Origin of the sequence: Streptomyces sp. TM32, from assembly GCF_004122755.1 — a bacterium.
Classification (GTDB): Bacteria; Actinomycetota; Actinomycetes; order Streptomycetales; family Streptomycetaceae; genus Streptomyces; species Streptomyces sioyaensis.
Genome location: NZ_SDIG01000122.1, coordinates 1 through 20,296 on the forward strand (window position 1 = coordinate 1; position 20,296 = coordinate 20,296).

Annotated in this window: 21 protein-coding genes and 1 pseudogene; 10 read left to right on the forward strand and 12 right to left on the reverse strand. The window is 74.4% G+C overall.

What is annotated here, in order from left to right:
- Positions 1-78 precede the first annotated feature (78 nt).
- The 3 genes from EST92_RS23035 to EST92_RS23045 all read right to left on the reverse strand — a co-directional run bounded on the left by EST92_RS23035 (position 79) and on the right by EST92_RS23045 (position 2,182).
- On the reverse strand, positions 79-1,074 hold the full coding sequence (locus tag EST92_RS23035) for a xanthine dehydrogenase family protein subunit M (protein ID WP_129282738.1): 996 nt from the start codon (positions 1,072-1,074) through the stop codon (positions 79-81).
- The gene (locus EST92_RS23040; RefSeq protein ID WP_129282739.1) at positions 1,071-1,682 is read right to left on the reverse strand and encodes a 2Fe-2S iron-sulfur cluster-binding protein; all 612 of its coding nucleotides are present in this window, start codon (positions 1,680-1,682) and stop codon (positions 1,071-1,073) included. Before EST92_RS23040 ends, EST92_RS23035 begins: the two co-directional genes overlap by 4 nt.
- Positions 1,683-1,795: 113 nt before the next feature.
- Positions 1,796-2,182: a hypothetical protein gene (locus EST92_RS23045; protein WP_129282740.1), complete on the reverse strand. Its 387-nt coding sequence runs from the start codon at positions 2,180-2,182 to the stop codon at positions 1,796-1,798.
- A gap of 258 nt (positions 2,183-2,440) precedes the next feature.
- Here EST92_RS23045 and EST92_RS23050 point away from each other — a divergent pair, with 258 nt between their 5' ends.
- Positions 2,441-3,259, forward strand: coding sequence for a lipase family protein (locus EST92_RS23050; protein WP_129282741.1), 819 nt, complete (start codon positions 2,441-2,443; stop codon positions 3,257-3,259).
- Positions 3,260-3,313: 54 nt separating this feature from the next.
- Here EST92_RS23050 and EST92_RS23055 read toward each other — a convergent pair whose 3' ends face one another.
- Positions 3,314-3,694: a VOC family protein gene (locus tag EST92_RS23055; RefSeq protein ID WP_129282742.1), complete on the reverse strand. Its 381-nt coding sequence runs from the start codon at positions 3,692-3,694 to the stop codon at positions 3,314-3,316.
- A gap of 392 nt (positions 3,695-4,086) precedes the next feature.
- Between EST92_RS23055 and EST92_RS23060 the strand changes: the two genes are divergently transcribed.
- Positions 4,087-5,280, forward strand: coding sequence for a serine hydrolase domain-containing protein (locus EST92_RS23060; RefSeq protein ID WP_129282743.1), 1,194 nt, complete (start codon positions 4,087-4,089; stop codon positions 5,278-5,280).
- Positions 5,281-5,292: 12 nt separating this feature from the next.
- On the opposite strand, the gene EST92_RS23065 is transcribed toward EST92_RS23060, so the two are convergent.
- On the reverse strand, positions 5,293-5,844 hold the full coding sequence (locus EST92_RS23065; protein ID WP_129282744.1) for a MarR family transcriptional regulator: 552 nt from the start codon (positions 5,842-5,844) through the stop codon (positions 5,293-5,295).
- A gap of 173 nt (positions 5,845-6,017) precedes the next feature.
- On the opposite strand from EST92_RS23065, the gene EST92_RS23070 reads away from it, so the two are divergent.
- Positions 6,018-6,269 carry a hypothetical protein gene (locus EST92_RS23070; protein ID WP_234371982.1) on the forward strand — a complete coding sequence of 84 codons (252 nt, stop codon included), beginning with the start codon at positions 6,018-6,020 and terminating at the stop codon, positions 6,267-6,269.
- A 27-nt stretch (positions 6,270-6,296) separates the two neighbouring features.
- Here EST92_RS23070 and EST92_RS23075 read toward each other — a convergent pair whose 3' ends face one another.
- On the reverse strand, positions 6,297-7,700 hold the full coding sequence (locus EST92_RS23075; RefSeq protein ID WP_129282745.1) for a hypothetical protein: 1,404 nt from the start codon (positions 7,698-7,700) through the stop codon (positions 6,297-6,299).
- Positions 7,701-7,946: 246 nt separating this feature from the next.
- On the opposite strand from EST92_RS23075, the gene EST92_RS23080 reads away from it, so the two are divergent.
- Together EST92_RS23080 and EST92_RS23085 are read left to right on the forward strand one after the other, a co-directional pair.
- Positions 7,947-9,203 carry a molybdopterin-dependent oxidoreductase gene (locus tag EST92_RS23080; protein ID WP_129282746.1) on the forward strand — a complete coding sequence of 419 codons (1,257 nt, stop codon included), beginning with the start codon at positions 7,947-7,949 and terminating at the stop codon, positions 9,201-9,203.
- 104 nt (positions 9,204-9,307) lie between these two features.
- Complete coding sequence (locus tag EST92_RS23085) at positions 9,308-9,772, forward strand: hypothetical protein (protein WP_254068968.1); 465 nt, start codon at positions 9,308-9,310, stop codon at positions 9,770-9,772.
- A gap of 137 nt (positions 9,773-9,909) precedes the next feature.
- Here EST92_RS23085 and EST92_RS23090 read toward each other — a convergent pair whose 3' ends face one another.
- From EST92_RS23090 to EST92_RS23105, 4 genes are all read right to left on the reverse strand, one after another.
- On the reverse strand, positions 9,910-10,578 hold the full coding sequence (locus EST92_RS23090; RefSeq protein ID WP_129282747.1) for a TIGR04282 family arsenosugar biosynthesis glycosyltransferase: 669 nt from the start codon (positions 10,576-10,578) through the stop codon (positions 9,910-9,912).
- The gene (locus EST92_RS23095; protein ID WP_254068967.1) at positions 10,575-11,321 is read right to left on the reverse strand and encodes a glycosyltransferase family 2 protein; all 747 of its coding nucleotides are present in this window, start codon (positions 11,319-11,321) and stop codon (positions 10,575-10,577) included. Before EST92_RS23095 ends, EST92_RS23090 begins: the two co-directional genes overlap by 4 nt.
- A gap of 29 nt (positions 11,322-11,350) precedes the next feature.
- The gene (locus EST92_RS23100) at positions 11,351-12,460 is read right to left on the reverse strand and encodes an NAD-dependent epimerase/dehydratase family protein (protein WP_129282748.1); all 1,110 of its coding nucleotides are present in this window, start codon (positions 12,458-12,460) and stop codon (positions 11,351-11,353) included.
- Positions 12,461-12,555: 95 nt separating this feature from the next.
- A complete protein-coding gene (locus tag EST92_RS23105) occupies positions 12,556-13,698 on the reverse strand; it encodes a YihY/virulence factor BrkB family protein (protein ID WP_129282749.1) in 1,143 nt (380 codons plus the stop codon).
- An 18-nt stretch (positions 13,699-13,716) separates the two neighbouring features.
- Between EST92_RS23105 and EST92_RS23110 the strand changes: the two genes are divergently transcribed.
- Positions 13,717-15,372, forward strand: coding sequence for an acyl-CoA dehydrogenase family protein (locus EST92_RS23110; protein ID WP_129282750.1), 1,656 nt, complete (start codon positions 13,717-13,719; stop codon positions 15,370-15,372).
- Positions 15,373-15,462: 90 nt separating this feature from the next.
- Here EST92_RS23110 and EST92_RS23115 read toward each other — a convergent pair whose 3' ends face one another.
- A complete protein-coding gene (locus EST92_RS23115; RefSeq protein WP_129282751.1) occupies positions 15,463-15,921 on the reverse strand; it encodes an Lrp/AsnC family transcriptional regulator in 459 nt (152 codons plus the stop codon).
- 142 nt (positions 15,922-16,063) lie between these two features.
- Here EST92_RS23115 and EST92_RS23120 point away from each other — a divergent pair, with 142 nt between their 5' ends.
- On the forward strand, positions 16,064-17,038 hold the full coding sequence (locus tag EST92_RS23120) for an EamA family transporter (RefSeq protein ID WP_161981760.1): 975 nt from the start codon (positions 16,064-16,066) through the stop codon (positions 17,036-17,038).
- 86 nt (positions 17,039-17,124) lie between these two features.
- On the opposite strand, the gene EST92_RS23125 is transcribed toward EST92_RS23120, so the two are convergent.
- Positions 17,125-17,550, reverse strand: coding sequence for a hypothetical protein (locus EST92_RS23125; protein WP_129282753.1), 426 nt, complete (start codon positions 17,548-17,550; stop codon positions 17,125-17,127).
- A 270-nt stretch (positions 17,551-17,820) separates the two neighbouring features.
- On the opposite strand from EST92_RS23125, the gene EST92_RS23130 reads away from it, so the two are divergent.
- From EST92_RS23130 to EST92_RS23140, 3 genes and pseudogenes are all read left to right on the forward strand, one after another.
- Positions 17,821-19,110 (forward strand): GAF domain-containing protein, encoded by a 1,290-nt coding sequence (locus EST92_RS23130; RefSeq protein ID WP_129282754.1) that lies wholly within the window; start codon positions 17,821-17,823, stop codon positions 19,108-19,110.
- Positions 19,111-19,182: 72 nt separating this feature from the next.
- Positions 19,183-19,293: pseudogene (locus EST92_RS32330) on the forward strand (LLM class flavin-dependent oxidoreductase); the annotation flags it as partial.
- Positions 19,294-19,492: 199 nt separating this feature from the next.
- Positions 19,493-20,161 carry a class F sortase gene (locus EST92_RS23140; protein WP_129282755.1) on the forward strand — a complete coding sequence of 223 codons (669 nt, stop codon included), beginning with the start codon at positions 19,493-19,495 and terminating at the stop codon, positions 20,159-20,161.
- Positions 20,162-20,296 lie beyond the last annotated feature (135 nt).

Genomic DNA, 20,296 nt, shown 5'->3' on the forward strand with positions numbered 1-20,296 from the left:
GGCGGGGATCGGGGGGACGGCTACGGCAGTGGCGCTCCGGTCGTCGTGGTGTCGGCGGTCGGGGGCCGGGGGCTTCGGTCAGCGGTCGGCGGCCGGGCGCGCCAGGCCGGCCAGCACGCTGACGGCCAGGTTGCGGGCGAGCTCGACCTTGAAGGCGTTGTCGCGCAGCGGGCGGGCGGCGGCGAGTTCGGCGTCCGCGGCGCGGGCGAAGGTGTCCTCGGTGGCGGGTGCGCCGTGCAGCACCTCCTCGGCCGCACGGGCCCGCCACGGCCGGTGCGCGAGCCCGCCGAACGCCAGCGCCGCCCGCCCCACGACGCCGTCCCGCACTTCCAGTACGGCGGCCACGGAGGCCAGGGCGAACGCGAAGGAGGCGCGGTCGCGGGCCTTGCGGTAGCGGGAGCGCGCACCGAGGGCGGCCGGCGGGAGCCGGACGGCGGTGAGCAGTTCGCCGGGCCGGATCTCGGTGTCCTGCTCGGGCCGGTCGCCGGGCAGCCTGTGGAAGTCGGTCACCGCTACCGTGCGCTCCCCGTCGGGGCCGTGCAGCTGCACCTCGGCGTCCAGGGCGGCCAGGGCCACCGCCAGGTCCGAGGGCTGGGTGGCGACGCAGTGCGCGGAGTGGCCCAGGACGGCCAGGTCGCGGTGCACACCGTCGCGGGCCGGGCAGCCGGTGCCCGGGGAGCGCTTGTTGCAGGGCTTGGTGGTGTCCTGGAAATACAGGCAGCGGGTGCGCTGGAGCAGATTGCCGCCGGTGGTCGCGGTGTTCCGCAGCTGCCCCGAGGCGCCGGCCAGCAGCGCCTGCGACAGGACGGGATAGCGCTCGCGTACGGGGACGGCCGCCGCGAGGTCGCTGTTGCGGACCATCGCACCGATCCGCAGCCCGCCGTCCGGCAGTTCCTCGATGTCCGCCAGCGGCAGCCGGGTGACGTCGATGAGCAGCGGCGGTGCCTCCACGCCCAGTTTCATCAGATCGACGAGGTTGGTGCCGCCCGCAAGGAAGCGGGCGCCGGGCCGGCCGGCGGCGGCCCGTACGGCCTCCTCGACGCTGGTCGCCCGCAGATATCCGAACGGTTTCACCGCGCCACCTCCTGGCCCTCGGACGGAGCGGTTCCGCCGGGCCCGGCGCAGGCGTCCGCGACCGCTTCGACGATCCGCGGATAGGCGCCGCAGCGGCACAGATTGCCGCTCATCCGCTCGCGGATCTCGTCGGCGGTGAGCGCGACCGGTGCGGTGGGGTCCGCGGTGGCCGGGGTGACGTGGGACGGGAAGCCGTCCGCGGCCTCGGCCAGCACACCGGCGGCCGAACAGAGCTGGCCCGGGGTGCAGTAGCCGCACTGGAACGCGTCGCGCTCCAGGAAGGCTTCCTGGAGGGGGTGCAGGCGATCCCCGTCGGCCAGGCCCTCGACCGTCGTGAGGTGCCGCCCGTCCTGGGCCACGGCCAGCAGCAGACAGCTGTTGGCGCGCCGCCCGTCGACGAGCACCGTGCAGGCGCCGCACTGTCCGTGGTCGCAGCCCTTCTTGGCACCGGTGAGAACGAAGTGTTCGCGGAGCAGGTCCAGGACCGTGGTCCGGTGGTCCACGGTCACGGTGTACGCCACGTCGTTGACGTGCAGGACCAGCTCGGAACGCGACTCGGCGGCCGGTGCGGCAGCGCCGCCGTCCGCCGGAGGTGAGGTGGGCTCCACTCGCTCCTGCCTTTCCGCGCCGGGCCCTGGGACAGGTGCTGCGGCCCGGGCCGTCGTTCTGCGCCGTGGTCGTGATCCCCGTGGTCCCCCCGTCCGCCCCCTTCCGCTGCTCCCTAGCGGGTCTCCAGCCGCAGCTCGACCTCCTTTTCCTGGTCGCCGGCCGCGGTGCCGAGGACACGCACCGCGAACGCCGACTCCAGGCCCCTGCACAGCTCGTCAACCGCCCAGTAGCCGCCCTGGAGGCTGACCACGACCGGTGCGGACAGGCGGCGGGGCTCGGCCGCGGCCTTGCGGTCGCTCACGTCGAAGGTCGAGGTCCACACGGTCGCACCCGGGCCGGCCATCTCCTCGGGTACGTCGTCCGCCTCCCGGTCGGAGCTGAAGGTGGTGCGCAGCGCGCTGAAGACCGCATGTGCGTCCTGGGTCGCACAGCTCTCCAGTTCCACCATCACCTCGGCCGGTACATGTTCCGCGTGTGCCGCCTGCTGTGCGCCGTTCACTGTGGGGCCTTCCTTCGTGGACCGTCCTCCGGAGCCGAACGCTTCCAGGCTCGCCCGGCGGCCCGTTGTGTGCGACCGGAGGCTCGAACGAGTGGTTTGAACGGGCGGCACGGCACAGCGCTCCGCCCCGGAGTTACGCTGAGTAGCCAGTGCAAGCTCTCTGTAATCAGGGGCGGAGGGCGCGCCCAGGGCCTGATCCAAACGACAGACCCTGGCCCGGCAACCGCCGCATCCACCGTCGACCACCAGGAGCCTTCGTTGACCAGCACCGCGATCGACCAGAAAGCCACCGGCTACACCGTCCGCCATGCACTCGCCATGGCGCGCGCCGCCGCGCTCGCCTACCAGGACGAGGCAGCCGTCGATGCCGCCGCCCGGGCCTGGGGCTTCGACCGGGTGCGCCATCACCACACCACGTTCCGTCCACCGTTCCCGCTGGAGGACACCCAGGCGTACACCCTCGGCGGTCACAGCATGATCATCACCAGCTTCCGCGGGACGGAGCCGGACCGGTTGCGCGACTGGCTCTCGGACGCCACCACTCCGCCATGGCCCGGCCCCGGCGGCCGGGGGTACGTCCACTACGGCTTCGCCGAGGCCCTGCAGTCCGTCTGGCCGCAGGTCCGCGCCGCCGTCGACGAGTTCCGCGACAACGGCCAGACGGTGTGGTTCACCGGCCACAGCCTGGGCGGGGCGCTGGCGATGCTGGCGGGGGCCCGGCTGCATTTCGAGGAACCGCATGTGACGGCCAACGGCGTCTACACCTTCGGCCAGCCGCGCACCTGCGACAGACAGCTGTCCAAGGACTTCAATACGGCTTTCTCGGACCGGATGTACCGCTTCGTCAACAACAACGACATCGTGCCGCAGCTGCCCCCGGAGCCCACCTTCCATCACGTCTCCGCGCTGCGCTACATCGACTCCAAGGGCGCCATCCACCACACCATGCCGCTGCTCAGCGGCGTGCTCGACCATGCCAGAGGCCTCACCGCCGATGCCCTCGCGCCCACCTCCGACGGCGTCCGGGACCATTTCATGGACGCCTACCTCCACGCGCTGGAGCAGAACCAGAGCTGACCGGCCGACTCCGGCACGGCCGACGGCCCCGAAGGAGGGCGGGCGCCGCCCCGGTCAGATCTGCTGGGTGAGGTTGACCGCGTTGCCGTCCGGGTCCTGGATGTGGGCGACCCGCCGCCCCCAGGGCATGTCATGGGCCGGGCTGCGCACCGTTCCGCCGAGGGGCTCGACCCGGTCCAGGAGGGTGTCGACGTCCGCGACGGCGAGGCTGAGCAGGATGCGCGTCGGGGTGCCGGTCGCCACGTTCGGGTCCGCGACGAGGCCCAGCTCCGAGCCCCGGACCCGCAGTCCGACGAAAAAGGCCGGGCCCTCCTCGGGCACCCGGGTGAACTCCTCCGCGCCGGCCAGCTCGCGGTAGAAGTCCCGCAGCCGGTCGAGGTCGGGGGTGACGACCACCGGCTGGACGGCGGTGGCGGGCGGCGTGGTGGCAGACATGGCGTCCTCCGATGGGCGTGGACCTGCGGGTTCGGTGGGGTGGACCGCGCCCGCCGGGCCGATTCATCGGTCGGGGGGAAGATGACCTGACGCGCCTCCGGGCGGCACGGGCGACGCTACCGGCCCCCGCCCCTCAGGGGCCCTCCCCCGGCCGCCGCATGTCCTCGCGTCGGGGCGCGCGCCGAGGCCGCCGACCTGGGGTTTCACCGGCCGCGGCGGTACGGCAGCACCCCTGCCCCGGCCGCCGCGGCGCCGCACCACGCCGATACTCCGCCGTCCGGCCTCACATGGTTGCCATGGGCATCGACCCGGGCGGATCATCCGATACGTACGCCGTACGCAGATACGGAAGCACGGGATGACCGCACACGGACGACGCGAGGAGAGCCACCGTGGGACCAGCCACCGTCAACGGCCACTGCGCACCGGGTTTCGCGGGCGTACGGGAAGCCTTCGCACGGAACTTCAGCGAGCACGGCGATGTCGGCGCGGCGGTCGCGGTGATCGTGGACGGCGAGGCGGTGGTCGACCTGTGGGGCGGCCACGCGGACGCGGCCGGGGCCCGCGCCTGGGAGCGCGACACCCTCGTCAACGTCTACTCGACGTCCAAGGGAATGACCGCGCTGTGTGCCCATCTCCTCGTGGACCGCGGCGAGTTGGACCTCGATGCCCCGGTCGCCCACTACTGGCCCGAGTTCGCTCAGGCCGGCAAGCAGGACCTCCCCGTGCGCTGGCTGCTCAGCCACCGCGCCGGGCTGATCGCCCCCCGTGAGCGGCTGTCCGCACGGGACGCCTACGACTGGGACCGGGTGTGCGCCGCCCTGGCGGCCACCGAACCGTGGTGGGAGCCGGGCACCGCACAGGGCTATCACGCGGTGACCTTCGGATACCTCGTGGGCGAGGTCGTCCGGCGGATCACCGGGCAGTCCCTCGGCACCTTCCTGCGCAACGAGATCACCGGGCCGCTGGGCGCGCGCGTGTTCATCGGCACCCCCGCCGAGGAGCACGTCCGCTGTGCCGACATGGTCGGGCAGCTGGACGAGGCACGGCTCGCCCGGCAGCTCCCCGGCCTGCCGAAGCCGCCGTTCACGGCGCTGTCCGACCATCCGTATGCCGTCGTCGCGCTGGCGCTGACGTACGTCCCCACCGGCGATGTCAACAGCGCCGCCTACCGGTCCGCCGAGATCCCGGCGGGCAACGCGCACGCTTCCGCCCACGGGCTGGCGACCGTGTACGGCGCGCTGGTGGGCGGCGCGCTCGTGCGGCCCGCCACCCTGGAGGCGATGCGCCGGTCGCAGAGCCTGCCGGGCGAGCGTGATCTGACCATCGGCGCACTCGCCCCGGACAGCGACGAACACCGCTGGGGGCTGGGCTACATGCTCAACCACCAGGGCCAGGCGGGGCCCAATCCGCGGGCGTTCGGACACGGCGGCGCGGGCGGCTCGTACGCCTTCGCGGACCCGGAGAACCGGCTGTCGTACGCGTACACCATGAACAAGTACGGCGGGGGCACCACGGGCCTCGATCCACGCAACGCCGGGCTGGTCCGGGCGGTGTACCAGGCCCTGGAGCACAGCCGGAACTGACTTCCGGCCCGGCTACGGCGCGGCCGACTCCGGCGGCGGGGCCGGCCGCGGAGCCACCGGCGGCTCGCCCGCCGCGTCGGTCAGGGCCCGCAGCGAGCCGATGAGCCCGGCGCGTTCGCCGGCCGGCAGCCGGGACACGATCGCGGCGATCTCCGTGTGCCGGGCGGCGAGCACCTCCTCGACGAGCGCCCGGCCCGGCTCCGTGAGGCTCAGCACGACCTCGCGGCGGTTGCCGGGGTTGGCCTGCCGGGTGACGCTGCCGGCTGCCTCCAGCCGGTCCACCATCCGCATCGCGGTGGACGGATTGACGCCCAGCGCACCGGCCAGCGAGGCGAGCTTGACCGGCCCCTGACTCTCCAGCACCACCAGGGCCCGCAGCTGGGGCAGGGTGAGGGAGGGTGCGGTCCGGCCGAGTGCCCGGGCGGAGATCCCCACCAGCAGCCGGGAGGCGGTCAGCACCGCGGCGATGACCTCCTCGACGTCGTGGTCGAGGTCGTGGTCGAGATGGCTGCCGGGCGCGGCCACCCCGGCCGGCCGCGGTACGCCGTGCGCGTCGTGCCCCATGGCGCCTTTATACCCGGTGACGGCATCGTGCCTGGTCGCAGGCGCTGCCGGCAGCGATCCACAGCCCGTGGATCCGGCCCCCCGCGCACCGTCGCACAGCGCCATAATGGGAGGAGCGGCATGCATCCGGACCCGGTGCGAGCGCGGCGGGCCCGGGAGAGGGCGTGATCACCATGGAACGGGACACCGAGACGGTTCACGAGGCATATTCCTTCGTCTGTCTGCACTGCGGGCACGGCTGGGAAGAGGAGTACGAGATCCGGCACACCACGGATCTGGCCGGCCACCGGCGCGCCGACTACTTCACCCGCGGCGTCCGCGTCGCCTCCCCGCTGACCCGCGCCGAGTGCCCGTCCTGCAATCGCGGACCGCTCCGCATCCTGCGCCCCGGCCGGGTCAACTCGACCCGTCCCTACCTCGCCTGAGCCCGCCCACCCTGAACCGACTCCCCGTCACCATCCGGTGTACAGAAGGTGGTTGAGGAGCAGGGCAAGGACGGCTTGGGCCGCCAGCCAGTGGCGTTGCCGGGCCGCGGGCAGCAGGGCGCAGGCCGCCGGCAACCAGGCGGCGAACGGCAGCCATACCCGTTCGGTCTCCGCCTTGCTCATCCCGGAGAGATCGGCGACCAGCACGGCGAGCAGCACACTCAGCACGAGGACGACCAGCCGGTCGGCGGGGTCGCGCGGCGGTCCGGCGGACGGCCGCGGCCCCCGCAGGGCGGTGGGGGCCGCCACGAGGGTGCGGCGCACCCCGGCCACCGTCGCCAGGCCGGTGATCAGCACGGTGCAGGCGAGGTTGCCCCACACCCAGTAGGCGTACGGGCGGACGCCCGCGGCGCCCTGGTAATAGCGCTCGACCAGCAGCTGATAGCCCTCCCACCAGGAGAATCCCGCCAGGGTGAAGGCGGCAGCGACGGCCCCGGCACCGGCCGCCAGGAAGGGCAGCGGGCGCAGGGTCCGGGTGAGCCACAGCACCGCGCCGGCGATCACCGCGATCAGGGTGAGGCCGTAGGAGAGATAGCAGGCCAGGCCGAAGAGCACCCCGGAGGCCAGGGCGGCGGCGGCAGGGTGGCGCGAGCGGCGGGTGGCGGCCAGGGCGAGCAGGGCCAGGGGCCAGGCGGCGACCGCCGCGAAATAGCCGTCCGCCGAGGTGCCCACCCACACGGCGGACGGGGCAAGGACCAGGAACGGGGCGGCCCGGCGGGCGGTCGGCTCGTCGGTGAGGGCGCGCAGCGCGACGAGGACCGCGGCCACGGCGGAGGTACCGACGGTGAGGCACCAGACCCCGGCCCAGCCACCGCCGCCGAGCCCGATGCGGTCCAGGCCGACGAAGGTGAGCACGGCGGCCGGGGGGTGCCCGGCGACATGGGCGGGCCAGTGGTCCGGGCCGTTGTTGAGGATGTGGCGGGTGAAGTCGCGCACCGCCGCGCCGGCGTCGTCGAAGCGGCGGATGACGGTCAGGTACTCGTATGCGGTGGTGAGGCGCCGGGCGATGCCGGTCTGCCAGCCGTCGATCAGCGCCAGCGACCAGGTCCAGGCCAGGGCGGCGACCCAGCCCGCCAGGACGAGCCGACGCCAGGGCAGCCGGGCCGCGAGTGACGGACCGTGGAGGATCACGGCGGCGCCGACCGCGAGCGCGGCGGGGGTGCCGGGGCCCAGGTGCGGGAACCACGAGGCGTACAGCGGGGGCCAGTTGACGTGCAGACTGCCGTTGCTCCGTTCGATGACCGTGCCCACGACGGCGGCAGCCGTGACGAGGAGGAGGCCGGCCGCTGCCGCCCGCAGATCGGCTCGGTACCCGGCAGGTTCTTCGGTGGTCGCACGGGGAGTCACATCGGTGGTCACGCGGGGAGTCACAGCAGCACGCTAGGCGCCGCCGGGCGGCCCGGGCCGCCCGGCGGCCGGCGCGTCACCGTTCCGTCAGATTCTGCCGACGCCGTTCCGCCGTTCCGCCGTTCCGCCGATGTCGGAGTTTCGTCCTGGGTCACCGCCCCTCGGCACACCGGTCGCGGCATAGCGTCGCCACCAGGTCCCGTCCGGCCCCGATCGCCGGGCAGTTCACGCGCGACGGACCGCCGTCGCACCGACCGCCGAGGACACACCATGGGTGACCGCCCCTCGCTCACTCCCCCGACCTCGCCGTCGTTCTGGCGCAGTCCGCTGCGCGGCCCATGGCTGACCGCGGTGCTCGGCGCCGTGCTGCTGGCCGGGATCACGCTGCTGTTCGTGACCGGTCTGCTGTCGTACGCCGCGTACAACCCGGATCTGGTCGGCGGCGTCAACGACAAGACGCCCGGCAAGGGACTGCTGGGCTGCTACCTCTTCAGCTGGCCGACCGGTCCGCACTGGCTCTACCGCCTCACCCAGGGACTGCACGTCACCCTGGGGATCACGCTGGTGCCCGTGGTGCTGGCGAAGCTGTGGTCGGTGATCCCCAAGTTGTTCACCCTGCCGCCGGCCCGGTCCGTCGGTCATGCGCTGGAGCGGATGTCGCTGCTGCTGCTGGTCGGCGGGGTGCTGTTCGAGTTCGTCACCGGGCTGCTGAACATCCAGCTGGATTACGTCTTCCCGGGCTCGTTCTATCCGCTGCACTTCTACGGTGCGTGGGTGTTCATCGGCGCGTTCGCCGTGCATGTCGTGCTGCGTCTGCCCCGGGCCGTGCGGGCGCTGCGCGAGCGCCGCGACCCGCCGGCGGCGGCCGACGACACCGGGCTGGTGGCGGCCCTGCCGGACCGGCCGACCGTGACCCGGCGCGGTGCGCTGGGTCTGGTCGGGGCCGGTTCGCTGGTGCTGTTCGCGACATCGGCGGGGCAGAGCATCGGCGGAGGATGGCGGCGTACCGCCCTGCTGGCGCCGCACGGCGGACGGGATCCGGGCAGCGGCCCGAACGCCTTCCAGATCAACAAGACCGCCGCGGCCCTCGGCATCCGGGCCCGGGACACCGGCGACGACTGGCGGCTGACGGTCGAGGGCGGTGGGCGGCGCGTACGGCTCAGCCGCGCCCGGCTGCTGACGCTGCCGCAGCACGAGGCGGCGCTGCCGATCGCCTGTGTCGAGGGCTGGTCGACCGACGACCAGCAGTGGGGCGGGGTGCGGCTACGGGACCTCGCCGCGCTGGTGGGTCTCGGTGCGCAGGCGCCCGGAGTGCTGGTCGAATCGCTCCAGGCGCACGGCGCGTTCCGCCGGGCCGCGCTGCGCGACAACCAGGTGCGCGATCCGCGGTCGCTGCTCGCGCTGCGGGTGGGTGGTGCGGAGCTGTCCCTGGACCACGGTTATCCGGCGCGGATCATCGTCCCGGCGGCCCCCGGGGTGCTCAACACCAAGTGGGTCTCGCGGCTGACGTTCGGGGCGGAGGGGTGAGGGTGCGGGCGCGGCTCGTGGTGTGGCGTGCGCGGGCAGTCCGGGCGGTGGGCGCGCTGCGCCGCCGGCTGCGGTACGGCGAGGGGCCGCTGCATCTGCTGCTGATGCTCGCCTCGTTCGCGCTCACCGGTTATGCGGGACTGCGGCTGCTGGCCGGCGGCCAGTGGCCGCTGGTACTCGTGTGGTTCGTCGGGGCGGCGCTGCTGCACGATCTGGTGCTGCTGCCGCTGTATGCGTCCGCCGACCGTGCGCTGGCCCGCCGCACGGCACAAGGGCCCCGGCACCGGGCCCGGACCGGGTACGTCCGGGTCCCCGCCGCGGTGTCGGGGATGCTGTTGCTGGTGTGGTTCCCGCTGATCGCGGGCTCATGGGACCCCGGTGCGGCGGCGCACTACGAGGCCGGGACGGGCCTGCCCGGCGGGGTGTTCCTGGCCCGCTGGCTGCTGCTCACCGCCGGGCTGTGCGCGCTGTCCGCCCTGTGGCTGCTGTGCCGTACACTTCCGCCGCGGCTGCGTGGGGCGGCCCGGCGTCGCAGGGAGACGAAGCAGCGTTCGGCACCCGGCAGTTGATCCGCTGTGCCGGTGTCGGCCCACGGCCCGGCGGGGCCCAGCCGGTCTGTGCCGCGTACCGCATCTGGGTACGGGTCCGCTCCCCCAGGAGACGGGGTGCTGCCGGTCGGTGCGTGTCATGGGCGGTAGGACAGTGCTCATCGTCCGGTGACCCCCGTCAGCCGGGCCAGGGTGGCGGCGAAGCGGCCGTCCGGTGCCGCGGCGGCGACCTGCTCGGCATCGGCCGCGGTGTCGACGTCGCGCAGCGGCGGCAGGTCCCGTACCCGGAGTCCGGCGGCGGTCAGCCGGGCGCGCTGGGCGGCGCCGGTGCGGTCGGTGGACATCGGGACACCGCGCAGCAACCGGGGGTCGGGAGCGGCCAGACCGAGCGCCCAGAACCCGCCGTCGTCGGCCGCCCCGAACCAGGCGTCGCAGTCGTCCCAGGCACCGAAGTCCAGTGCCGGGGCGAGGAGTTGGGGGGTGACCTGCGGGGTGTCCATGCCGATGAGCAGGGTCGGGCCGGCGCTTCCGGCGAAGGCCGCGGCGAGCCGCTCGTCGAGACCGCCGGGGCTCTGCTGCCGGACGTCGAAGCCGGCCGGCAGCCAGTTCCCCGGGCGGCCGTCCAGGACGACCACCCGCCGCCGGGCGGGCATCGCACGGACGGCCTGCAGGGTGTCGTACAGCGCGGCCTCGGCCAACCAGGCTGCCTGGTGCGGGGAGTAGGGCGGGGTGAGCCGGGTCTTGACCCGCCCCGGCACCGGTTCCTTGGCGATGACCAGGACCGTCGTGGGCCCCGGCCGGACCGGCTGGTCCGTGGACCCGGTCATCGGGCCGTCTCCTCGGTACGGGGCGTCAGCGGCGGCCGACTCAAGACGGCGCGCATGTCGCGCACCGCATGCCAGGTGCCGCGCCAGGTGCCGGTGACCTTCGAGCGGCCGGTGCGCGGCCGGTAGGGCACCTCGCGTTCCTCGACGCGCCAGCCGGCGTCGGCGGCCCGGACGACCATCTGCAGGGGGTAGCCACTACGGCGGTCGGTGAGGCCGAGGCCGAGCAGGTCGGTGCGCCGGGCTGCGCGCAGCGGGCCGAGGTCGTGCAGCCGCAGTCCGGTGCGCCGGCGCAACATCCGGGCCAGCGCCAAGTTGCCGAGCCGGGCGTGCGGCGGCCAGGCGCCGCGCCCCTCGGGGCGGCGGCGGCCCAGCACCAGATCGCTGTCGCCGTCGCGGACGGCCCGGACGAACGGGGTGAGCAGCGCCGGGTCGAGGGAGGCGTCGCAGTCGCAGAAGCAGACGATGTCCGCGTCGGCGGCGAGCAGTCCGGCGTGGCAGGCGGCACCGAAGCCGCGGCGCGGCTCGTGCACCACGGTGGCGCCCAGGCCGCGGGCGATCTCGGCCGAGCCGTCGGTGGAGCCGTTGTCCACGACGATCGCCCGCCAGCCGGCCGGGATGCGGGCCAGCACCCAGGGCAGTGCGGCGGCCTCGTCGAGGCACGGCAGGACGACATCCACCGAGCCGGGCCGGAGGCCTGGGGACGGGGACGAAGGGGAGGGCGCGGAGGAAGGGGAGGGGGTCATGCCGTCACCTGCACTTCGGAAGCGGAACATCAGGACATCGGGTTCGTGGGACACACGGACGACGTGGACGCCGCGGGCCGTGCGGACGGAGCCGCCCGCATCCCTTCGCGGGCGAACTCCGCCATCCCCTCGGTGAATCCGGTCGCCGCCCGCCACCCGAGGTCCGCGGCGATCCGCCGGGACGATGCGGTGATGTGCCGTACGTCGCCCAGCCGGTACTCCCCCGTCACCACGGGCGGCGGCCCGCCGCACGCCGCGGCCAGGGTCTGCGCCATCTCCCCGACGGTGTGCGGCACTCCGCTGCCGGTGTTGTACGCCGTCAGGGTCCCCGGCGCGCGGTCCGGCAGGGCCCACAGCGCCACCGCGTTGGCCGCCGCGACGTCCCGCACATGGACGAAGTCCCGCCGCTGGCCGCCGTCCTCATAGACCGTCGGCGACTGCCCGCGGGCCAGCGCCGAGCGGAAGAACGAGGCCACTCCCGCGTACGGGGTGTCGCGCGGCATCCCGGGCCCGTAGACGTTGTGATAGCGCAGCGAGACGGCCCGGCCGCCGGTCGCCCGCGCCCAGGAGGCGGCCAGGTGCTCCTGGGCGAGCTTGGTCGCCGCGTAGACGTTGCGCGGATCGGTGGGCGCGTCCTCGCCGACCAGCCCCGGCCGCAACTCCGCGCCGCACCGCGGGCAGCGCGGCTCGAACCGCCCCGCCGCCAGCTCGGCCTCCGCCCGCGGCCCGGGCCGCACCGCTCCGTGGCGGGAGCAGGTGTAGCTCCCCTCCCCGTAGACCACCATCGACCCGGCGAGCACCAGCTGCCGCACACCGGCCGCGGCCATCGCGGCCAGCAGCACCGCGGTGCCCAGGTCGTTGCAGCCCACATAGTCGGGCGCATCCGCGAAGTCCTTGCCCAGGCCCACCATCGCGGCCTGGTGACAGACCGCCTGCACCCCGTCGAGGGCCGCGTCGACGGCCGCCCGGTCCCGTACGTCGGCGACGATCCGCCGCTCCCCGGGACGCGGGGGCGGGGGCTCGGGGTGCGCCGAGGGAAGCAGCGCATCGAGCACGACGGGCTCGTGCCCGCGCGCCAGGAGCGCCGCGACGACCTGCGATCCGATGAAGCCGGCGCCGCCGGTGACCAGTACACGCATGCCGGTCACGCTAAGCGGGAGAGGGCGCTGGAACCCGCGCACGGAGCGCCGTGTCATGGGTCCGTAAGATCCGCGGCCCGGCCCGCCCGGTCGGCTCAGTCGTCGCTGCCCCGCTCCCCGCCGGTGTCGGGCCGCTCGCCGCCGGCCCCGTCGCGTCCGTCGCCCCGGCCCCGCTCCCCGTCGTCCCCCTTGCCCTTGGGCTCTGCCGTGCCCTTGGGCTCTGCCGTGCCCTTGGGCTCCCCCGGTTCCGCCGCCTCACCCGCGGGCTTCGCCGCGGCCCTGGCCTCCAGCCGGCGGGCGGCCTCCTCGCGGGCCGCGGCCGTGGCGACCGAGGGCCACACGCGGTCGAGTGAGGCGTTCATCGCGGCCCCGACCAGCACCGCGAAGGCGGACACCCCGATCCACAGCAGGACCGCGACCGGTGCGGCCAACGAGCCGTAGATCGTGGGGCCCTCGACCGTCGAGGTGAGGTAGAGGCGGAGCAGGAAGCTGCCGAGCACCCACATGCCGAGGGCCACCACCGCGCCGGGAATGTCCTCGGGCCAGGGCGAACGGACCGGTACGGACGCGTGATAGAGCGTGGTCAGAAAGGCCACCGAGAGGATCAGGACGACCGGCCAGTACAGCGCCCGGATGATGTGTTCGCTGGCCGGCACCCAGCTCACGACGGCGTCCGGTCCGGCGACCATCAGTGGCAGGGTGACGGCGCCGACGAGGAGCGCGGCGAGGTACAGCACGAACGACAGCAGCCGGGTCCGCACGATGCCGCGCCGCCCGTCGAGGCCGTACATGATGGTGATGGTGTCGACAAAGACGTTCATCGCCCGGGAGCCGGACCACAGGGCGATGGCGAAGCCGATGGAGATGACATCGGGGCGGCGGCCGGTGAACACATCGTGCAGCAGCGGCTTGGCGATCTCGTTCACGCCGCGGCCGGACAGCACCGTGCCGGCGGCGGAGAGGATCTGCTGCCGGACGCCGTTGAGGGTGTCGTGCCCGATCCACGCCTGGGTGTAGCCGAGCACACCGAGGAGCCCGAGGATCAGCGGGGGCAGCGACAGCAGACTCCAAAAGGCGGCCTCGGCGGCCAGACCGGTGACCCGGTACGTCATGCAGGAGTGGACGGTGTCCTTGAGCAGAAGCCAGGCCAGCCGGCGCTTGGAGACATTGCGGTAGAGGGCACGGGCCTTGATCAGGCGCCCCGCGGGCCGCTCGGTTGGTTCGTTTGCCGGCTGCACCTCCTTACCGTATCGGGCATGGCAGCCACCACTCACACCGTCACGAACCAACCCCCGCCGCTGGTCGGATACAACGTCTTCGGGAGCGACCCGGTCCTCACCGAGGGCATCGCCCGGCACGTCGCCGAGGCCCGGCTCGACGAAGTACGCGAGGAGCTGAACACCCTGGGCCTGGCGGCCGGCTCCGCGCACGCCCGGCAGTGGGGTGAGCAGGCCAATGACTGTCCGCCGGTCCTGCACACCCATGACCGCTACGGCCACCGCATCGACGAGGTCGAGTTCCACCCGGCCTGGCACCGGCTGCTCGGTCATGCCGTCACGGCCGGGCTGACCGGCGCCTGGTCCCGGCCCGACGGCCATGTGCGGCGCACCGCCGGCTTCCTCGTGTGGACCCAGGCCGAGGCGGGGCACGGCTGCCCGCTGTCGATGACCCATGCGGCGGTGCCCACGCTGCGCGCCGAGCCGGAACTGGCGGCAGAGTGGGAGCCGCTGCTGACCTCGCAGGTGTACGACCGGGAGCTGCGGCCGGTCGCCGAGAAGGGCGGTGCGCTGGCCGGGATGGCCATGACGGAGAAGCAGGGCGGCAGCGACGTACGGACCAACACCACCCGCGCCGAGCCACTGGCGGCACCCGGCGAGTACGTCCTGACCGGGCACAAGTGGTTCTGTTCGGCGCCGATGTCGGACGCCTTCCTGGTGCTGGCCCAGGCACCGGGAGGGCTCACCTGCTTTCTGCTGCCCCGGGTGCTGCCGGACGGCAGCCGTAACGCGTTTCGCATCCAGCGGCTCAAGGACAAGCTCGGCAACCGCTCGAACGCCTCGGCGGAGGTGGAGTTCGACGGGCAGACCTGGGCCCGCCGGGTCGGCGAGGAGGGGCGCGGGGTGGCCACCATCATCGAGATGGTCGCGGCCACCCGGCTGGACTGCGTCACCGCGTCGGCGGCGGTGATGCGGCAGGCGGTGGCACAGGCGGCGCACCACGCCGCCTACCGGGAGGCGTTCGGCGGGCGGCTGAGCGACAAGCCGCTGATGCGCAACGTGCTGGCCGATCTGGCGCTGGAGTCGGAGGCGGCGTCCACCCTCGCGCTGCGGCTGGCGGCGGCGTACGACGGCAACACCGAGCAGGACCGGCACTTTCTGCGGCTGGCGGTGCCGGCGGCGAAGTACTGGGTGACCAAGCGCTGCACCCCGGTGGTGGCCGAGGCGCTGGAGTGCCTGGGCGGCAACGGCTACGTGGAGGAGTCGGGGCTGCCGCGGCTGCTGCGCGAGGCGCCGCTCAACTCGATCTGGGAGGGCGCCGGCAACGTCCAGGCGCTGGACGTGCTGCGGGCCCTGCGCCGCGAACCCGACGCGCTGAACGCCTTCCTGACCGAGATCGGGACGGCGCGCGGCGCGGACCACCGGCTGGACCGGGCGATCAGGGCGATGCTCACCGAACTCGCCGACCTGGACGGCATCGAGGCCCGGGCCCGGCGGCTGGTGGAGCGGATGGCGACGGTGCTCCAGGGATCGCTGCTGGTGCGCCACGCGCCGCCCGAGGTCGCGGACGCGTTCTGCGCCTCCCGGCTCGGCGGCGACGCGGGGGCGGCGTTCGGGACACTGCCGCACACACTGGATCTCGCGGCGGTGGCGGAGCGGGCCCGGCCGGAGATCGACGACTGCCCGCCGCACTGACCCGGCGGGACGGAGAAGGGGTCGGCTCGGCGGCGCGGCGGGCCGGGCCGGTCGGCGCCGGTCCGCCGCCGGACCGCCACGGTGTCCGCGTCAGCCGGACGCGGTGGGCGGCGGGATCGGGGCCCATGCCTTGGGCGAGGAGAGGACGAAGGAGGTCGCCGGCTTGCCGAGCTCGTTGAGCTGGTCGATGAGCGGTTCGAGCGCGCCGATCTCGCTCGCGACCACGCGCAGGATGTGGTCGTCGGTGCCGGTGACACGGTGGTCTTCGAGGATGTGCGGCGCGGCCTGCGCGAGGTGGGCGGTCTGGTGGGACTGGCGGATGCCCGCGGTGGACAGCACCACGAACGCGTGGACGGGCCAGCCGGCCTTGGCCGGGTCGACCCGCGCGCCGTAGCCGGTGATCACCTGGAGGCTCTCCAGGCGCCGTACCCGGGCGGCCACCGCCGGGGGGCTGAGCCCCACCCGCCGGGCCAGTTCGCGGAAGCCGAGTCGGGCGTCCTGCTGCAGCAGTTCGAGCAGCTGCCAGTCGGTGGGGTCAAGGGTCGCCATGCCGTGATCACACCCCGGGACTTGACAATCGGCAAGTGGAAGGGCGGCTCAGCGGCACAGTGTGCATTCCCGCGCGGCGATGCCCGTACGTACGGTCGGCACCTGCCCGATCCGGGCAAGGTCTTCGACCCGTGGAGTGCCGATGAGCCGCCGTGGCCTGCTGCTGTTTTTGACCGTGTCCGTGCTCTGGGGAGTGCCCTACCTCCTGATCAGCGTGGCCTTGGAGGGGCTGGGGCCGGTGAGCGTGGCGGCCGGACGGGTCACTCTGGGAGCCCTGGTCCTCCTGCCGGTGGCGTGGCGGCGCGGCCTGCCGCGGCTGCTGCGCGAGCGAGGGCGGGCGCTGCTGCTGCTCGCCGCGGTGGAGGTCGCCGCGCCGCTCACGCTCATCGCGGTGGGTGAGCGCACGGTGTCCTCCGGACTCGCCGGCGTGCTGATCGCCACGGAGCCGCTGTTCATCCTGGCTCTGGGCCTGTTCCGGGGGAAGCGCCGGCGGCCGCCGCGCGGGGCGTGGGCGGGTGCGGCGCTCGGCTTCCTCGGCGTCGTCGTCCTGCTCGGGGTGGCGGGCACGGGCCCGGGTGCCGTCCTCGTGTGGGTGGCCGCGGCCTGCTATGCGGTGGGCGCGGTGCTGATGCACCGGCTCTTCCCGGACGTGCCGCCCCTGACCGTCGCCGCGGGCATGCTGGTACCGGCCGCCGGTCCGCTGCTGGCGGTGGCCGCGGTCACGGAACCGGCTCCGCAGCTCACGGCCCGGGTCCTGCTCGCGGTCATCGGCCTGGGCACCGCCTGCACCGCGGGCGGCTTCACCGCGTTCTTCGCCCTGATCGGCGCCGAGGGCCCGGCACGTGCCGCGTTCATCACCTACGTCGCACCTGTCGTCGCGGTCACCGCGGGCGTGCTCCTGCTCTCCGAACCGGTCACCGTCCGCACGGTCGTCGGCACCGTCCTGGTCCTGGCCGGAGCCGCACTGGCCGCCCGCCGGCCCACAGCGGCACCCCTGCCCGACGCACCCGACGTGCCGGCCCTCTCGGACAAGCGGCCAGGGAAGGAGCAAGGCGTCGGGCGTCGTCTCGTCGAGGGCTCCCGTGATGCCGCCGAAGCCGACGTCCAGCCCCTTTGACGGGTGGGCAGGTCACCCACGCCGGGCCGGCCACCTCCGCGGCGGTCGGGGAGCGGTGCCGCGCCGACTCGGCACCGCTCCCGGTCTCAGGGGCCGCCGTCCGGCCCGTCCGGCGGGTCCTCGGTGCGGCCGCGCAGCACCGCGTCGACCGCCACGATGAGGTCGCCGTCCGGTGCGTCCGGCGGAAAGGCGGCCAGCATCCCGCGCGCCTCGTAGTAGCGCAGCACGCGGCGGGCCTCGTCCGCGCCGGTCCACTCCTCGCCGTGCAGCAGCACGACGAGGTCGGCGAAGGCCAGCGCGGGGCGCAGACCGCCGATGCCACGCTCCGCGTCGAGGAGTTGTGGGGCGCTGTCGATGACATAGCCGCCGGCCGGCAGCGGCTGACGCCTGAGCAGGAGATCGGCGGCGGGCAGCCGGGGGACCCCGTAGTGGCCGGCCAGCCGGGCGGCGCGCGCGAGGCGCACCCCGTCGTCCGCTCCGATCACCACGAGACGCGGGGCGGCGGACACCATGGTGAGCCCCCTCCCGCACCGTGCCGACGTCGCGCGGCGGCCGATGGCGTCCCCGGCGACAACCGGCGGGGTCTCCGACGGGTGACCGGCGAGCCCGCGGTGGCGAGGCGCCACCGGCCGCCGGCACCAGAGTCCCCCACACACCTCATGGGCCACAACGGTTGCAATGCGTTGCAGTGCGTTGCGACGGACCGGAACAATGGCCCTTCCAGGACGGCCTGATGACGGCTCGCTGGGCACCGCCCACCGGAGTGCACAACGGAGAGCAGCGTGAGCGAGAGACCGATCGACAGCGCCCTCTGGTCGGACCGCGACGTCCGCGCCACCACCCGCCGCCTCGCCACGGTCCACGAGGCCACGCTCGCGGGCGAGGTGACGGGCGGGGCTCCGCTCGCCGCACCCCGCGCGGTGATCGGCGAATCCTGGCGCCGGGCGCAGGTCTCGGGGGTGGACCCGGACCGGGATTCACCGCAACGCCTGCTGTCCGTCGCGGAGTTGGCGCACCGTCGGCAGGTCTCCCAGCTGGCGGCAGTGCTGCCGGTGCTCCACGAGGGGCTGTTGCCGGGCGCCGACGCCGCGCAGCAGATCATGGTCGTCACCGACGCCGAGGGCCGGGTGCTGTGGCGGGACGGCAGCGCGCCGGTCCGCCGGATGGCCGACCGGCTCGGCTTCGACAAGGGCGCCGACTGGAGGGAGGGCGTCGTCGGCACCAATGCCATCGGCACCGCGCTGGTGGCCCGCCGGCCGGTGCTGGTGCACTCCGCGGAGCACTTCGTACGCAGTCACCACCAGTGGACGTGTGCCGCGGCGCCGCTCCACGACCCGCGCGACGGGCGGCTGCTGGGCACGGTGGACCTCAGCGGTCCGGCGCCCTCCTTCCACCCCACGACGCTCTCCCTGGTGTCCGCGGTCGCCCGGCTCGCGGAGGGCGAGCTGCGCGACCGCCACCAACTGTCCCTGGAGCGGCTGCGGTCGAGCGCGGCGCCGGTGCTGGCGCGGCTCGGCGGGCGGGCGCTGGCCGTCGACCCGAACGGCTGGGTGGTGGGGGTCACCGGCCTGACGCCGCCGGACCGGGTGGCGCTGCCCAAGGCGCCCCAGGCCGGGCCGCTGTGGCTGCCGCGATACGGCAGCTGTGTGCTGGAGCCGCTCCCGGGCGGCTGGCTGATCCGGGTCGGGGGCCGTGAGCCGGACCTCACACCGAGCCGGGTGGTGCTGGACGTCAGCGGCCGGGACGGTCCGACGATCACCGTGAGCGGCCCGGCCGGCAGCTGGGTGCACGAGTTGACGCCGCGCCATGCCGAGCTGCTGTTCGTCCTCGCCGCGCATCCGCAGGGGCGCAGCGCCGCCGAACTCGCCCGGGACCTGTTCGGCGACGAGAGCCGTACGGTCACGGTGCGGGCCGAACTGTCCCGCCTGCGCCGCCATCTCGCGAGCGTCCTGGCCCACCGGCCGTACCGCTTCGCGGACGGGGTGGAGGTGGAACTCCACCTGCCGGCGGCCCGGGCGCATCTGCTGCCCCAGTCGTCGGCGCCCGCGGTCGCGGCGGCGCGCCGGGGATGACCGGGCGGCGCGGGAAGGGGAGGGGAAGAGCAGGCGGCGGAAATTCGGGGGCGGACGTGCGTTCCCCTCTCCTCGGCGTCCGCGTACCGGGCGATCGGCGCGGACGAAGTGATGCTCTACTGCTGGTCCCCGGGTCCGGACCAGGTCGAGCGGCTGGCCGAGGCGGTGTTCGAGACCCCGTAACCGGCACGGTGTCCGGGAATCCGTAGCCGGCACGGCGGGGCCGGGCGGCCGAGGAGCCGGTCGGGACGCCGCCACCCGTTCGGCCACCTGCGCTCGCCGCCGCCCCGCGGGCGGGCCTAGGGTCTGTCCGATGGGTCAGGCCCTGGCGTGCCGACTGCGGACCGTGCACCGCGGGGCGCGCGGCCGCGGGAGGTGAGCGATGAGCCCGGCAGGCCCGACCGACGCGGCGTCCGGGGAACCGGCCGCCACCCGCCGGCCCCGGTGGGGCGTGCTGGCCCTGGCCGGGCTGATCGGCTTCGGCATGGTGCGCCAGGGGCTGTCCGGCGAGGCGGACGGGCCGCCGCAGCCGGCGGCCGGCGGCGTGCTCTTCCCCGGCGACCTCCCGCCCACCGGCCCGGCGCCGCCCCCGCTGCCCCGGTCCGTGCCCTCCCGGGTGGCGATCGCGTCGATCGGGGTGTCGGCCCCGCTGATGCCGCTGGGCCTGGACGGGCACGGCTGGATCGAGGCGCCGCCGGCCGGGGAGCCCGGGCTGGCGGGCTGGTACGCCGACGCCCCGACGCCGGGGGAGAACGGCACCGCCGTCCTCGTCGGGCATGTCGACAGCGCCGCCGGCCCGGCGGTGTTCTACGGGCTGGGCGCCCTGGAGAAGGGCCGGACGATCCGGGTGACCCGCAAGGACGGCCGGACCGCGGTCTTCGAGGTCTACGGGATCCAGGTCTTCGACAAGCACAAGTTCCCCGCCCGGAAGGTCTACGGCACCACCGGGCGCCCCGAACTGCGCGTGCTGACCTGCGGCGGCGCCTATGCGGCGGGCTCCGGCTACGCGGGCAACGTGGTGGTCTTCGCCCGGATGACGGGGACCGCGTAGGCGGGTCCGCCGGCCGGCGCCGCTCCGGGATGAGCGGACATCTCAGGATGCGGACCCGGCCCGCCCGACAAATGGCGCTGGACATGCGGCCGAGGTCGACGTGCCGCCGACTCACCAAGGCAATTCCAGCTCGAG